A 14270-nucleotide genomic window follows, 5' to 3' on the forward strand; every position below is an offset into this window, starting at 1 on the left:
CGCGGAGCCGCCTGCATGAACCCACCCCGTCATCCCGGCGCGCGCGGCGCCGGACGCCGACGCATCGCGCGGCCGTCGCGTCGCGCCGAGGCGCGCGCCCGGCGCCTGATGCCGGGCGAACTGGCCTGGTACGCGACCGGGCGCTTCTATCTGTCGGACGAGGGGCACCTGGCCGATTACGGCTATTTCCTGCATCTGTCCGGCATCGACGCGCCTTTGTTCGCGGGCGCGCAGGGCGAAACCACCGCGCACTTCACCTTCGCCGCGCGGCCGTTCGAGGCCGGCGGCGTAACCAACGGCGCGTTGACGCTGGGCCTGGACCCGGTCGGCGAGTTCTCGGTGTATCTGCAGCGCGAACCGGCCGCGAGCTTCGACGATCCGGCCTCGTTCGCGCAGGGCGAGCGCATCGCCACCCTGCGCCGCACCGGCATGGTGGTGGGCACCACGGTGGAGCAGGGCATCGGTCCGGCGCAGACGCCGTTGCTGGCGTCGAACGTGTTTTCGGCCTGGCTGCTGGAAAGCCACGGCTTCGAGTTCGGCGGGCGCCGCTACGACCTGGCGCAGATCCTGGGCGCGGGCGTGACCCAGTTCGGCACCGCGGCCGGTGCCTCGGCGCCGGTGCCGGCGGGCTACAAGCTGGCAGTGCCGTTTACCGGCTCGGCCTTGGCGTTGGGGTTGAAGTAAGGCGGCACGCGTCGAAGGCGTGCGCGGTGGCGCCGCGGAACGATGCGGTCAACGCCGGGGCGAGTCCGTGGCGCAGCGCGGGCAAAGCTCGGCCTGCGCGCAATGCCGCAGCGCCACGCGGCGGGCTTCGCCGGCCTGCGTGAATTCGCCCAGATGGATTCGGTACAAGGTCAGCTGCGGGCAGTGCTGCACATGCACCGTATGGGCGCCGTCGGGCCGGGGAGTCCGATTGAGGTAGTAGCTGGGCATGGGGTACTCCTGCAGGCGACCGCTCACTGTGAGCGGTGGTCGTCTCGCAGGTTGAGACGCAGGGGCGCGGCGCATGCGCAGGCAAGCCGAGCGCCGGCTTGGGATTCGCGCAACGGTAACGCTACGGCTGGCCTGGACGCGCTGCGGCCCGGCGACTAATCGCCGCCGCCTCCACCGTCGCCGCCGCCATCGCTCCCGCCGCTGTCGGCGGAACAGTCGCCGCCGCCGTTGTCGCCGTCGTTGCTGCCGCAGTCGCGGTTGCCGTCGCTGGACGCGTTCCAATCGCTGCCGGAAGCGCTGGAGGTCGTGCTCCAACTGCTGCCCCCGTCGTAGCCCGAGCCGGTGTCGGCGACGAACGTGCCGCGACGCGCGCTGTTGACCACCAGCACCCCGAACACGACCGCGAGCACCCCGACGATCCAATGACCGGCCAGCGTCAGCAGCGCGCCGACGACGATCACCAGCAACCCCAGCAGCTTCTGCAGCATCGACGCATCCCCATACGTGCCAGCGCGGGCCGCGGTCATGCCGCGGTTGCGCGCATTGTCCATGGTTTCGCGGGCGGTGGTGAGGGCGGGCGCATCCGAGCCGGACGGGCGGACCGAGGCGGGCGCGTAGCGGCTTCCGTTTCGCGGGGCAGGGCGGCCGTGGCGGCGACCACCGCGTACAGCGGCCATCGCCGCAACGTTTCGACGCAAAGCGCGATTCGCCCATAGGCAGATGCGCGCGACAGTTTTATGCTGACCACGCGGACGCAGCCGGTTGCAGCGACGGCGCCCGTAATCCCCACCCCATCCTCTTTGCCGCGCGCCGCGTCAGCCGCGCGCAGCGACGCTATTCGAGCACCGCATGAGTCGTCTTCCCGGTTTGGATTTGCTGCGCGCCATCGCCGTCGTCTGGGTGATGCTGTTCCATTCCTACCTGGTCGGCGGCATGGGGGAGTTCTGGGGGCAGATCGTGACGCACGGCTGGATGGGCGTGGACCTGTTCTTCGTGCTCAGCGGCTATCTGATCGGCGGCCAACTGCTCAAGCCCTTGAGCCAGGGCCAGCCGTTCCGTCCCGGCGATTTCTACCTGCGCCGCGCGTTCCGCGTGCTGCCCGCGTTCCTGGCGGTGCTGGCGATCTACCTGGCCTGGCCCGGCTTCCGCGAGGCCGAGGGCATGCAGCCGGTGTGGCAGTTCCTCACCTTCACCCTGAACCTGCTGATCGACTACCAGCACAATCGCGCGTTCTCGCACGCCTGGTCGCTGTGCGTGGAAGAGCATTTCTATCTGATCTTTCCCTGGTTGGCCTGGTGGATGACGCGCCGCCCCTCGACGGCGAAGTTCGTTTCGGTCTGCGTGGCGGTGCTGCTGGCCGGCCTGGCCTTGCGCGGTTATGTCTGGCTGTACCAGATGGCGCCGGTGCAGGGCCTGGAGGATGTCGAGCGCAGCTTCGGCCGGCGCTTCGTCGAGGACATCTATTACCCGACCTGGATGCGCCTGGACGGCCTGCTGTGCGGCGTGGTGCTGGCCGCGATCCAGGTCTACCGCCCGCAGCTGTGGGCGGGGATGCAACGGCGCGCGAACCTGTTGCTGGTCGCCGGCCTGGCGGTGGTCGGCGTCGCGATCTGGCTGTTCATGGAACGCACCGCGCTGCTGCCGACGGTGATCGGCTACCCGCTGCTGTCGATGGGCCTGGCCCTGCTGGTTGCGGCCGGCGCCAGCACCCGCAGCTGGCTGGGCCGGTGGCGGGTGCCGGGCGCGGGTTGGCTGGCACTCACCTCCTACAGCCTCTATCTGATTCACAAGCCGGTGTTCCATCTGGTGGACACGCACCTGGGCACGCAGTTGCAAGGGCAGGGCGTGCTCGCGTTCGCGGTGTACGCGGCGGCGACGCTGGCGGCCGGCGCGGTACTGCACTACAGCGTGGAACGACCGTTCCTGCGTTTGCGCGAGCGCTGGTACCGGCGTGGGCAGGGCGCTCGGGAGGCGGTGGCGGCCGCCGGCTGAGCCCGCCCTGGGCTATGCTCGTGGCGCGGGTCCGCAGCGGATTCCGCTGCACACAGGGGGCGCCCGGCAGGGCGTGCAGGCGATGTCGAAATCGGTCGAGAGTCAGGGCCGCACCACGCGGCGATGGGCGTGCATAGGGCGGGTACAGCGGCGATTCGGCGTGCTGCTGGTTGCCGCGGGAGTGCTGTCGGTGGCGCTGGACGCCGTCGCGATGCGCAAGATCGATCCGGGCGAGGCGCCCAAACTGGCCCCCGACGAGGGCTTGGTGGCGCTGGTGGTCGACACCAGCGCCTACATCAGCAGCGTGCACGTGCGCCAAGCCGGTCGCGGCCCCATCGAGGGCGTGCTCAACGGTATGGGCGGCGGCCGCAACCTGCAGGTGTACGCGCTGAAGGCCGGCGAGTACGAGTGGGCCGAACTCAATCTGTACCGTGGCGACTACCACGCGCGCTACACCATCAAGGATCCCGAATACCGCTTCCGCGTCGAGGCGGGCAAGCTCAACTACAGCGGCGACCTGGTGCTGCGCACCGCCAGCCTGCAGCGCACCTTCATGCACGTGTCGAACCGTTCGCTGCCGGTGATCGACTGGCTGGAAGCGCAGCACCCGGCGATCTACGGCCAGTACGGCCTGTCTTACGTGGGCCGCTACCCCGATCCGTTCCCGGAGCTCTACCGCAGCGCGCGCGCCGGCAACGCCGAGCCGCCGGCCAAGCTCAATGCAGGCCGCGAGCCGCCCAAGCCCGGCGCCGTGCCGATCGCGGCCGAACAGATGTGGAAGCCGAACCGCGTGGTCAGCGTCGCGCTCAATCCCGGCGGCGATCTGCTGGCCGAAGTCGTGCGCGAGGGCGAGGACCGCTACGGACTGGAGCTGATCGATCTGGTCGCCGGCAGCGCGCAACGCCTGATCACACGCAAGGATGCCATCGCTTCGCTGCTGTGGGACAGCGACCGCGTCCTGATGGCGGGCGACGGCGCCGGTCACTACACGGTGGTGCGGATCGGCGATGCGCAGGGCGGCAAGCGCGCCGCGCAGGTGCTGCCGATGGAAGGCAAGGGAGCGGTGGTCGACCTGTTGGCCGACGAGCCGGGCAAGATTCTGTTCGAGGGCTACGACAGCCGCGGCACCCTGGTGGTGCATCGCGTCGATTTGATGGCCGGCGATCGCGACGTGCGCGGCTTCTACACCGCCGCCAGCCGCGACCGGCTCAACAAGGGCATGAGCAACGACCTGGGCTGGTACGCCGACGGCGCGGGCCACCTGCGGGCGGCGATCGTCAGGCGCGACGATCGTGCGGTGCTGGTGCACGGCGACGCCGGCCGGTATCAGGACGTGCTGGAGTTGGACAAGGAGGACGGCTTCCAACCGCTGGCGCTGTCCTACGACGGCAACCTGATCTACGGGCTCAGCGACGAAGGCCGCGATCAGCGCGATCTGGTCGTGTTCGATCCGGCCACCAAGAAAATCGCGCGCACCTTGTTCAGCAAGCCGGGCGTCGACGTGGCCGAGCCGGTGCTGGATCACCGGCGCGAACCCGTGGCGGTGCGCTACTACCAGTCCGGCCGGCTGGTCACCGAATACTTCGACGAGAAGGATCGCACCCTGGCGGCGACGCTGCAGGCGGCTTATCCCGGCCGCACCGTGGCCGTGATCGACCGCAGCGTGGACGGCAAACAGCTGATCCTGTGGGTGGACGGCAGCGACCGGCCGCCGCAGATCTATCACATGGACATCGCCGCCAAGCGTGCCTCGCTGGTCGACGAGGTGATGCCCTGGCTGGCCGACAAGCGCTACGCCCCGGCGAAAGTGCTGAGCCTGAAAGGCAGCGACGGCCTGCCGATCGAAGCCTTCCTGACTCTGCCGGAAGCCGCGGGCAAGCGGCCGCTGGTGGTGCTGCCGCACGGCGGCCCGATCGGCGTCGGCGACCGTCTGCATTTCGATCGTGAGGTGCAGTATCTGGCGTCGTTGGGTTACGCCGTGCTGCAGGTGAACTTTCGCGGTTCCGACGGCTACGGCAAGGCCTTCCGCGAGGCCGGCCACCGCAACTACGGCAAGCTGATCGAGGACGACATCGACGCCGCGGTGCGCGCCGCGATCGCGTCCTATCCCATCGACGGCGATCGCCTGTGCGCGGTGGGCACCAGCTACGGCGGTTACTCAGGTCTGGTGTCGGCCATGCGCTGGCCGGAGCGTTACCGCTGCGTGGTGTCGATTTCCGGCGTCAGCGACCGCGCCTTGTTCTTCACCGCCAGCGACAGCGCGCGTTCGGCCCAGACCCGCGCCCTGATGGAGCGCATCATCGGCGACCCGCGCAAGGACCTGGCGGAAATGCAGGCGACCTCGCCGCTGTACAACCTCGACAAGCTGCAGCTGCCGATCATGCTGGTGCATGGCCGCGAGGACCTGCGCGTCGACTTCGAACACACCCGGCGCCTGGTGCGCATGCTCAATTTGAAGGGGCGCCCGCCGGTAGTGTTGGCGTTCCCGAACGAGGGGCACAGTCTGGACCAGCCGCTGGCGCTGGAGATCGCGTGGTCGGGGATTGCGGGGTTCTTGCGGGAGCATTTGGAGGGGCGGGCGGCTGCGCCTTCCGCCGCCGCGGCTCCGTGAGGGGGTAACGGAGACGAACCGGTAGTCGTGCGTGGCCCCTAGCCTGTGCATGGACGGTTGCGATGTAGTCCCTGATGCAGGCGATAGTCCCTGTTGTTGCCAGGTATAGTTTTAATTCGATTCCTGGGCAAAAAATTCTATGCACCTGTTCGTGTCGGTAGCGGTCGGCTTGTTGATCGGTGGGGCCTGCCTTTCTGCTTCGGCTGCCGAGCCCGAGACGGCTGTCGAGTCGTTGCCGGTGCATGAAAGCTTCACGATGGAAACGCGCGCGCCCGACGAGACGCGGCGCATCAACGTGTATATGCCGCCGGGTTACGATGCAGCCAAGGGCCCGCGTTACCCGGTGCTGTACATGCCTGACGGCGGTCTGCAAGAAGATTTCCCGCACGTCGCCAGCGACGTCGACGCGGCGATCCGGGCCGGGGAGATGCGGCCGATGCTGGTGGTGGGGATCGAGAACACGCAGCGGCGGCGCGATATGACGGGGCCGACGGCGTTCGCGGAGGATCGCAAGATCGCACCGGAGGTGGGCGGGTCGGCGCGGTTTCGGGCGTTTATCGCCGATGATCTGATGCCGGCGGTCCGCAAACGGTACCGGGTGAGCGACGAGACCGGGATCATCGGCGAGTCGCTGGCGGGGCTGTTCGTGGTCGAGACGTTTTTCGAGCGGCCCGAGCTGTTCGATGTGTATATCGCGATGAGCCCCAGTCTGTGGTGGAACCAGGACGCTTTGGTGCTGAGCGCGGAGCGGCGTTTGCGGGCGGGTGGGTTCGGACCGCGGACGCTGCTGCTGTCGTCGGCCAACGAGGACAACATCGCGCCGCAGACGGCGCGGCTGGCGGATGCTTTGCGCGCCACAGCGCCCAAGGGGCTGGCGTGGCGATACGATCCGCGGCCGGACCTCAAGCATGGCACTATCTATCGGGCGTTATCGCCGCAGTTGCTGCGGGATGCGTTTCCGCCTAAGGGCGCGACGGCGGTGGGAAAAGGCAAGTAACGGCGCACAGCGAGGCGAGGATGATCCGACGACAGCTCATGCAGGCTGCGGTGTGGTTGACGCTGCTCTGTGCCGCCAGTGCATGGGCCGGCTCGGCCAAGCCTGGCGACGCGGTGGTGCTGCCGCTGAGCGCAAAGGTCGAAGGGCAGGGCTACGCCGAACTCAGCGCGCGCTGGTGGCGTTGGACCGATCGCTTTTCCAGCGGGATGGAGCCCTACCGCGACCCCGACGGGCGCTGGTGCGGGATCGCGCAGGAGGGGCCGGTGTGGTTCCTGGCGGGCACCGACGGCGGCGACAGCGTGAAGCGGCGCTGCTCGGTGCCGGTGGGCAAGCACGTGTTCCTGCCCGTCATCAATCTGTATCAGCGCACCCGCTATGGGATCCCGGCGCGGCAGCGCGCGGCGCAATGCAAGTCCTTGCTGAGCGGGCTGGCCTTGAGCAACGACGCGTTGCGCAGCGCGGTGGTGCTGGTCGATGGCGTGCGCGTGGCCGATCCGCGACGTTATCGGGTGCGCACCGAGCGCTGTTTCGATGCCTACGACGAGCCGGACGAGAACGGCGAGGCCATCATCGCCGCCAGCGACGGCTACTGGTTGTTGCTGCCGCCGATGAAGGCGGGGCGGCACACCATCGTCGTCGGCGCCAATTACGGGCGCGGCGCCGAGGACGACGACGGCTACGGCAACATGGTGCAGAACTTCGAGTACGTGCTCGACGTCGGTGGGCCGACGTTCTGAACGTCGGCCTGGGCATGGTTAAGCCCGGGAAACTAGCTAACGAATCGTCCGACTACTCGCGCTTCTGCGCCGCAATGCTGCGCGCGCAAGCCGCGGCGCGGTCGGTCAGCAGCTCGCGTTCGCGCGCATTGCGTGTCAGCGCCGCCGCGCGCTTGAACTCGGCGTGGGCTTCGCCGTAGCGGCCCAGCTTGGCGAGGAAGTCGCCGCGCACGCTGGGCAGCAGGTGGTAGTTCTTCATCGACGGTTCGTCGATCAGGGTGTCGGCCAGTTCCAGGCCCGCGGCCGGGCCGAAGGCCATGGCCAGGGCGACCGCGCGGTTGAGTTCGACCACGGGCGAGGGCGCGAGCTGGGCCAATGCGTCGTAGAGCGCGGCGATGCGCGCCCAGTCGGTTTCGTCGGCGGCGCGCGCACGCGCGTGGCAGGCGGCGATGGCGGCTTGCAGCGCGTAGGGGCCGCGCGCACCGCCGAGTTTTTCGGCGCGCTCCAGCGCGGTCAGGCCGCGCTGGATCAGCACCTGGTCCCAGCGCGCACGGTCCTGGTCCAGCAGCAGCACCGGCGCGCCGGCGGCATCCACGCGTGCACGGGCGCGCGAGGCCTGGATTTCCATCAGCGCGGCCAGGCCGTGCGCTTCGGGTTCGCGCGGCACCAGTTCGGCGACGATGCGGCCCAGGCGCAGCGCTTCGTCGCACAGGGCCGGGCGCATCCAGTCGTCGCCGGCGGTGGCGGAATAGCCTTCGTTGAAGATCAGGTAGATCACCGCCAGCACCGAAGCCAGGCGTTCGGCCAGTTCCTCGCCGCGCGGCACCTCGAACGGCACCCGCGCTTCGGCCAGGGTGCGTTTGGCGCGCACGATGCGCTGGGCCACGGTGGGTTCGGGGACCAGGAAGGCGCGCGCGATCTCGTCGGTGGTGAGGCCGCCGAGCAGGCGCAGGGTCAGGGCGACGCGGGCCTCGGTCGACAGCACCGGGTGGCAGGCGGTGAACACCAGCCGCAGCAGGTCGTCGCCGATATCGTCGTCGATGGCCGCCTCGAATGCGGCTTCGGCGTCGTCCTGCCAATCCTCCAGTTCGTAGCCCAGTTCCTCGTACTTGCGCTGCTGCAGCTTGCTGCGGCGCAGGCGGTCGATGGCGCGGTGCTTGGCGGTGGCCATCAGCCAGGCGCCGGGATTGTTGGGTACGCCGGTTTCGGGCCAGCGCTCCAGCGCCGCCACCAGGGCGTCCTGGGCCAGTTCCTCGGCCAGGCCGACGTCGCGCACCATGCGCGCCAGGCCGGCGATCAGGCGAGGCGATTCGATCCGCCAGACGGCATCGATGGCGCGGTGGGTGTCGGTGCTCATCGATGCGGTCTGGGTCCGTTGCGGAGGGGCTATTTTTCGCTGACGGTCTTGAGCGCGGCCAGGCCGGTCTCGAAGTCGCGTCCGATCATACGGTCCATGTCCAGGAAAACGCCCATGAGTTTTGTCATATAGGCGGCCGGCCCCTGCATCGTCCAGGTGACGCGGGTGCCCGCAGGTTCGGCGACCGTGGCGAACTCGGCCACGTTGCGGCTGACGAAGGGTTTGCTGAAATCCAGCTGGATGGTGGTGCGGTCGGAGCGGACGTCGGTGATTTCCATGCGCCCCGCGCCGGCCTTGCCGTTGCCTTCCCAGGCATAGGTCGCACCGCGGCCGCTGGCGGCGCCGCCGATCTCGCGCCGCATTGCGGGATCGAGCTTTTCGTAGGGCGACCAATCGCGCCAGCGACGGAAGTCGTTGACGTGAGCCAGGATGGTCTCGGGCGCGGCCTGGATCAGCAGGCTGCGCTGGATGCGCAGGGTGTTGGGACGGGTCGCGGCGTAGATCAGCAGCGCGGCCACGGCCGCGGCGAGCAGGGTCAGGATGAGGGCGAGCATGTCGGCGGCTCCGGTCAGTTGCGTTGGCCGATGTCGGCCTGCATGTCGCGCAGGCCCGAAGCGGCTTGCTGCACGTCGTCGGGGAAATCCTCGAACTCCTGCACCTGGCGGATCTCGATGACTTCCTGCTCCGAGCCCGGGCAGCGCCGCGCCCAGGCGACCGCGTCGGCGAGCGAGGGCACGTCGATCATCCAGTAGCCGCCCAGCACTTCTTTGCTTTCGGCGAACGGGCCGTCGGTGACCTTGGGCTTGCCGCCGGCGAAGGAGACGCGCGCGCCCATCGACGGCGGATGCAGGCCGTCCAAGGCCAGCAGCACGCCGGCCTCCTGCAGATCCTGGTTGTATTTCATCATCTCGGCGACGCGGTCGGCGGGCGGGGCGGTGCCGGGGGCGGCTTGTTCGTAGCCTTGGGGAATCATCAGCATCATGAAGCGCATGGCGGTTGTCCTGCGATGGCGTAAGGGTGGTTGCAACGCGGTGCGCGGCGGCGCGACCGCGTTGCGAAGGAGGGGCACGACGATGGCAGCGTCGCCGCAAACGCGTGAGGGTCGCGCATGGGCGCGAAGCCGCGATCAGGCCGGCTTCTTCTCGAAATTGATCAGCCACGACACGCCGTAAGCGTCGGTCACGCAGCCGAAGCGCTCGGCCCAGAACGTGGGCTGCAGCGGCATGGTGATGTGGCCGCCTTCGGCCAGGCCCTGCATGATGCGTTCGGCATCGGCGGCGGAGTCGACGTTGAGCGAGATCGACATGCCCTTGAGGCCCTGGTACGGGTATTCGGGCGTGGCGTCGGAGGCCATCAGCACCCAGTCCTTGGCGGCCAGGCGTACGTGCATGATCTTGTTCTTGTCGGCGGCGGACATGCCTTCGCAGCTGCCGTCGGGCGCTTCGCCGTAGCGCAGCAGCAGTTCGATCTTGCCGCCCAGCAATTGCGCGTAACGCTGGAAGGCCTGTTCGGCATTGCCGTCGTAACTCAGGTAAGGGCTCAGGTACATGGGGTGGCTCCGGTTGGGGTGGGGGTCAGGCGCAGGGGGTGTCGCCGTCGACGATGCGATGGATTTCGCTGGTGCCGTCGCCGGCGATTTCGAGGAAGCGGCGGGTCTGTTCGATCGCGGCCTGGGTGGATTCGACTTCGATCAGGGCGTAGCCGGCGATCACTTCCTTGGCTTCGGCGTACGGGCCGTCGGTGACGGTGATGCGACCGGCGTCCAGCGTGACGCGGGCGCCGCCGCGGGCCAGCAAACCGCCGGTATGCAGCAGGCTGCCGTTCTTGAAGCCCTCCTCGATCAGCGCGCCCATGCGCTGCTGTTGCTGCGGACCGAATTCGCCGGGCTTGTTCGGATCGGGGGTGTAGATGGTCAGGAACTTCATCGGGTGGGGCTCCGTGGCGGTGGTGCGGCAGTTGGATGTGCGGTGATGCGCGGGTGCGACGAACGGTGGGCGGTGTTGGCGGCGGGCCGCCGTTCGTCGTTCGGTCTTAATGCCCTGCGGCGCTCTGCGCCCGCAGCCGCTGTTCCTGCTCGCGCAGTTCAGGCGTGAGCGCGGCGCCGAAATCGTCCGCTTCGAAGACCTGGCGGATCTCGATCTCCGATTCGCCCTGACCGGGATTCGGGCAGCGCTTGACCCACTCGATCGCCTCTTCCTTGGATTTGACCTGGATCAGCCAGTAGCCGCCGATCAGCTCCTTGCTTTCCGAGAACGGTCCGTCGATGACGCTGCGCCGGTCGCCGGAGAAATGAACGCGCGCGCCTTTGGCGGACGGATGCAGGCCTTCGCCGGCCAGCAAGACCCCGGCTTTGACCAGTGCTTCGTTGTATTTGCCCATCTCCGCGAGCGCCTCGTGGCTCGGCATTTCGCCTTCGCTGGCAGGGTCGGTTTTGACTATCACCATGAATCGCATCGTCGTGTCTCCTGGTCGGTTGAAGAGCCGCGGCCGCGTCGCGCGCGCTCCCATATCCGCGGCTCTTGTCCAGGCGACGAACGCAGGGGCGGCAAATCGACACGGGCCGCGAAATAAATTCGCAAGGTCCGCGGTTGCCCACCGGCAGGGCCGGTGCTACGGTCCGGCTCCTGCCTGCAATGCCCTGGGTCGGTTCGGTGAGGTGGCGCAAGCGACTGATCGTGCTCGCTTTTATGGCCGGTGCCGCAGGCTGGTCCTGCGCGCTATGACCGACGGACGCATCCGGCATCCGATGCTCAGGCGCGGGCTCTGCGGTGCCGATGGGCCATGCCGCCTACCCGTGCGATGCCTTTTAAATGACAACCGGCAAGAACCCGATTTCAGTGAGGAGTGAGCCTGCGCATCCAGATCGAGGCGCCGACCCAGGCCTAAGCAATCCCCACGCCGGCGCGCGCGCCGGCACCCACCGAGGAGAACGGCGTGAACGAAAAACCGCAAGCCGAACATCTGTGGCTGCATCGCCTGCTGGGCGAATGGAACGGTCAGGGCGAGGCCTCCGGTCCGCCAGGCGAAGCGCCAGCGACCTGGACCGCCGTGCAAAGCGTGCGCAAGATCGGCGAGCTGTGGATCCAATGCGAATCGCGCACCGAGTCGGCCGATGGCCCGCCGGACATCATGCAGATCACCCTGGGTTACGACCCGGCCAAAGGGCGCTACGTCGGTGCGTTCGCCGGCAGCATGATGACCCAGCTGTGGGTGTACGAAGGCCAGGTCGAGGCCGACGGCCGCACGCTTACCCTGGACACCGAAGGCCCCGACTTCAGCAGCGGCGCGACGCGCAGGTTCCAGGACATCGTGGAGATGATCGACGACGACACCCACGAGCTGCGTTCGCGGATGCTGGGCGACGACGGCCAGTGGCAGCCGGTGATGTCGGTGCGTTACACGCGCAAGCGTTGAGGCGTTCCGCCGCGGCCGCGACCTGGGTCGCGGCCGCGGCACTTGCCAGCCGGGCGGACCGGCGGCAGTGTCGGGGCTTCGTCCAGGAGAACCCGATATGTCGCGAGCGTCGTCGAGTCTGAGCCTGATCGCGGCCGCCGCCGCAAGCCTGTGGAGCTGCGCCGGCGTCGCCGCGCCGGCGGCCGACGAAGCCGCGTTCCGCGCGCTGTACCGCGAACTGGTCGAGATCAATACCACCCGTTCGGTCGGCAGCTGCACGCGTGCCGCCGAGGCCATGCGAGCGCGGCTGACCGCGGCGGGGCTGCCGGCGCAGGACGCGCGCATCCTAGCGCCGGCCGATCGCCCGCAGGACGGCGCCCTGGTCGCGGTGCTGCGCGGCCGCGAACGCGCGCTCAAACCCCTGCTGTTGCTGGCTCACATCGATGTGGTCGAGGCCAAGCGCGAAGACTGGGAACGCGATCCCTTCACTCTGGTCGAAGAGGACGGATGGTTCTACGCGCGCGGCGCCAGCGACGACAAGGCGATGGCGGCGATCTTCACCGACAGTCTGGTGCGCTACCGTCAGGCCGGCTACGTGCCGCGCCGCGACATCAAGCTCGCGCTGACCTGCGGCGAGGAAACTCCCGACGTGTTCAACAGCGTGAAGTGGCTGATGGACACCCAGCCGGAGACGCTGGCGGCCGGCTTCGCGCTCAATGAGGGCGCCGGCGGCGAACTGCGCGACGGCAAGCCGTTGGCGCTGCAGATCCAGGCTGGCGAGAAGGTCTATCAGGACTTCGAGCTCAGCACCCGCGACGGCGGCGGCCACAGCTCTCGGCCGACCCGCGACAATCCGATCACGCGCATGGCCATCGGCCTGGAGCGTTTGGGCACCTACCGTTTTCCGATCGCCTTGAACGACGCCACGCGCGGCTACTTCGAAGCCCAGGCCGGCCTGTCGGCACCGGCGATCGCGGCCGACATGCGCGCGGTGCTGGCCAACCCGTCGGACGAGCGCGCCGCCGAACGTCTGTGGGCGGTCAATCCGGGCTGGAACAGTTCGCTGCGCACCACCTGCGTGGTCACCCAGATCGAAGGCGGCCACGCGCCCAATGCGTTGCCGCAGCAGGTACGCGCCAACGTCAATTGCCGGATCCTGCCCGGTGTGCCGGTGGAAGAGGTGCGCCAGACCCTGGTGCAGGTGCTGGCCGACGAACGCATCGCGGTGGCCGCCCGCGGCGAACCGGGCATGGCCACGCGCGTGCCGCCGCTGTCGCCGCGCATCCTGGCGCCGGTGCGCGAAGTCGCCGATACGATCTGGCCGGGCGTGGCGATCGTGCCGACCATGTCTACCGGCGCCACCGACGGGCGTTTCCTCAACGCTGCGGGTATTCCGACCTACGGCGTATCGGGGCTGTTCCACGATGCGCAGGGCAGCCGCGCCCACGGCCTCAACGAACGCATCCGCGTGCGCTCGCTGCTGGACGGGCGGCGCTTCCTGCACGAGATCGTGCGCCGTTACGCCGACGCCGCGGATTGAGGGTAGGGTCGTAGCCGGGCCGCGCAATCGTGCGCGGTCCATGGACCACAGGGGGACAGGGCATGGAAATTCTGCTGCACACGGACGAGCTCGGCGACGGCGTGACCGTGGCCAATGCCACTGCCGACGATCTCGCCGACACCATCGCCCAGACCTCGCATCTGGGCGGCGTGCACTACATCGTCTACGACGATCGCGGCTTCCGCCTGGTCGCCAGCACCGACGGCGCGGCGCTGAGCAAGATCGCGCAGTCCGATGTGCCCGACACCATGCTGGCGCTGCTGACCGCCTTGCGTGCCGCGGCGCCGGTTCGCTAGCGCGGCGCGCGCCCGATGCCGTCCGGGGCGATAATGCCGGCCTCCCCAGCGAACGAGGTGCAGCATGATCCAGCGCTTTGAAGTCGGTCCGCGGATGTCGGAAATGGCGGTCCACAACGGCACGGTGTATCTGGCCGGGCAGATCGCCGACGACGAGCACGCCGACATCGGCGAGCAGACCCGCCAGGTGTTGGCCGCGATCGACGCGCTGCTGGCCCAGGCCGGCAGCGACAAGTCGCGGATCCTGCGCGCGCAGATCTATCTGGCCGACATCGCCGATTTCGCCGGCATGAATGCGGTCTGGGACCAGTGGGTGGTGGTAGGCCGCACGCCGCCGCGTGCGACGGTGCAGGCCGCGTTGGCCAATCCGAACTGGAAGATCGAGATCATGGTGACCGCCGCGGTCTGAGCGCA

Annotated in this window: 17 protein-coding genes; 9 read left to right on the top strand and 8 right to left on the bottom strand. The window is 68.7% G+C overall.

All coding sequences use genetic code 11. The features are described 5' to 3' along the window. The first annotated feature begins 15 nt into the window (after positions 1 to 15). The gene (locus tag LVB77_RS10265; RefSeq protein ID WP_232910022.1) at positions 16 to 684 is read left to right on the top strand and encodes a hypothetical protein; all 669 of its coding nucleotides are present in this window, start codon (positions 16 to 18) and stop codon (positions 682 to 684) included. Between the two features lie 48 nt (positions 685 to 732). On the opposite strand, the gene LVB77_RS10270 is transcribed toward LVB77_RS10265, so the two are convergent. After that, a complete protein-coding gene (locus LVB77_RS10270) occupies positions 733 to 933 on the bottom strand; it encodes a hypothetical protein (RefSeq protein WP_232910023.1) in 201 nt (66 codons plus the stop codon). Between the two features lie 155 nt (positions 934 to 1088). After that, a complete protein-coding gene (locus LVB77_RS10275) occupies positions 1089 to 1421 on the bottom strand; it encodes a hypothetical protein (RefSeq protein WP_232910024.1) in 333 nt (110 codons plus the stop codon). A gap of 361 nt (positions 1422 to 1782) precedes the next feature. Between LVB77_RS10275 and LVB77_RS10280 the strand changes: the two genes are divergently transcribed. The 4 genes from LVB77_RS10280 to LVB77_RS10295 all read left to right on the top strand — a co-directional run bounded on the left by LVB77_RS10280 (position 1783) and on the right by LVB77_RS10295 (position 7270). Beyond that, positions 1783 to 2925 (top strand): acyltransferase, encoded by a 1143-nt coding sequence (locus LVB77_RS10280; RefSeq protein ID WP_232910025.1) that lies wholly within the window; start codon positions 1783 to 1785, stop codon positions 2923 to 2925. 160 nt (positions 2926 to 3085) lie between these two features. Next, on the top strand, positions 3086 to 5536 hold the full coding sequence (locus LVB77_RS10285) for a prolyl oligopeptidase family serine peptidase (protein ID WP_232910026.1): 2451 nt from the start codon (positions 3086 to 3088) through the stop codon (positions 5534 to 5536). Positions 5537 to 5675: 139 nt separating this feature from the next. After that, positions 5676 to 6533, top strand: coding sequence for an alpha/beta hydrolase-fold protein (locus LVB77_RS10290; RefSeq protein WP_232910027.1), 858 nt, complete (start codon positions 5676 to 5678; stop codon positions 6531 to 6533). A gap of 20 nt (positions 6534 to 6553) precedes the next feature. Then, the gene (locus LVB77_RS10295; RefSeq protein WP_232910028.1) at positions 6554 to 7270 is read left to right on the top strand and encodes a hypothetical protein; all 717 of its coding nucleotides are present in this window, start codon (positions 6554 to 6556) and stop codon (positions 7268 to 7270) included. A 52-nt stretch (positions 7271 to 7322) separates the two neighbouring features. Here LVB77_RS10295 and LVB77_RS10300 read toward each other — a convergent pair whose 3' ends face one another. The 6 genes from LVB77_RS10300 to LVB77_RS10325 all read right to left on the bottom strand — a co-directional run bounded on the left by LVB77_RS10300 (position 7323) and on the right by LVB77_RS10325 (position 11060). Beyond that, positions 7323 to 8606 carry an RNA polymerase sigma factor gene (locus LVB77_RS10300; RefSeq protein ID WP_232910029.1) on the bottom strand — a complete coding sequence of 428 codons (1284 nt, stop codon included), beginning with the start codon at positions 8604 to 8606 and terminating at the stop codon, positions 7323 to 7325. A 29-nt stretch (positions 8607 to 8635) separates the two neighbouring features. Beyond that, the gene (locus tag LVB77_RS10305) at positions 8636 to 9160 is read right to left on the bottom strand and encodes an SRPBCC family protein (protein WP_232910030.1); all 525 of its coding nucleotides are present in this window, start codon (positions 9158 to 9160) and stop codon (positions 8636 to 8638) included. Positions 9161 to 9174: 14 nt separating this feature from the next. Then, complete coding sequence (locus LVB77_RS10310; RefSeq protein WP_232910031.1) at positions 9175 to 9597, bottom strand: YciI family protein; 423 nt, start codon at positions 9595 to 9597, stop codon at positions 9175 to 9177. A gap of 135 nt (positions 9598 to 9732) precedes the next feature. Then, on the bottom strand, positions 9733 to 10155 hold the full coding sequence (locus LVB77_RS10315; protein ID WP_232910032.1) for a VOC family protein: 423 nt from the start codon (positions 10153 to 10155) through the stop codon (positions 9733 to 9735). A gap of 25 nt (positions 10156 to 10180) precedes the next feature. Continuing rightward, the gene (locus LVB77_RS10320; RefSeq protein ID WP_232910033.1) at positions 10181 to 10531 is read right to left on the bottom strand and encodes a YciI family protein; all 351 of its coding nucleotides are present in this window, start codon (positions 10529 to 10531) and stop codon (positions 10181 to 10183) included. A gap of 106 nt (positions 10532 to 10637) precedes the next feature. Further along, positions 10638 to 11060, bottom strand: a complete 423-nt coding sequence (locus LVB77_RS10325) for a YciI family protein (protein WP_232910034.1) — start codon at positions 11058 to 11060, stop codon at positions 10638 to 10640. Positions 11061 to 11540: 480 nt separating this feature from the next. Between LVB77_RS10325 and LVB77_RS10330 the strand changes: the two genes are divergently transcribed. From LVB77_RS10330 to LVB77_RS10345, 4 genes are all read left to right on the top strand, one after another. After that, positions 11541 to 12020, top strand: coding sequence for a DUF1579 domain-containing protein (locus LVB77_RS10330; protein WP_232910035.1), 480 nt, complete (start codon positions 11541 to 11543; stop codon positions 12018 to 12020). 97 nt (positions 12021 to 12117) lie between these two features. Next, entirely contained in the window at positions 12118 to 13539 is a 1422-nt protein-coding gene (locus LVB77_RS10335) for a M20/M25/M40 family metallo-hydrolase (protein WP_232910036.1), read from the top strand. Between the two features lie 62 nt (positions 13540 to 13601). Further along, positions 13602 to 13856: a hypothetical protein gene (locus LVB77_RS10340; RefSeq protein ID WP_232910037.1), complete on the top strand. Its 255-nt coding sequence runs from the start codon at positions 13602 to 13604 to the stop codon at positions 13854 to 13856. A gap of 64 nt (positions 13857 to 13920) precedes the next feature. Then, on the top strand, positions 13921 to 14265 hold the full coding sequence (locus LVB77_RS10345) for a RidA family protein (RefSeq protein WP_232910038.1): 345 nt from the start codon (positions 13921 to 13923) through the stop codon (positions 14263 to 14265). The last annotated feature ends 5 nt before the right edge of the window (positions 14266 to 14270 follow it).

This window comes from Lysobacter sp. 5GHs7-4, assembly GCF_021284765.1.
Classification (GTDB): Bacteria; Pseudomonadota; Gammaproteobacteria; order Xanthomonadales; family Xanthomonadaceae; genus Lysobacter.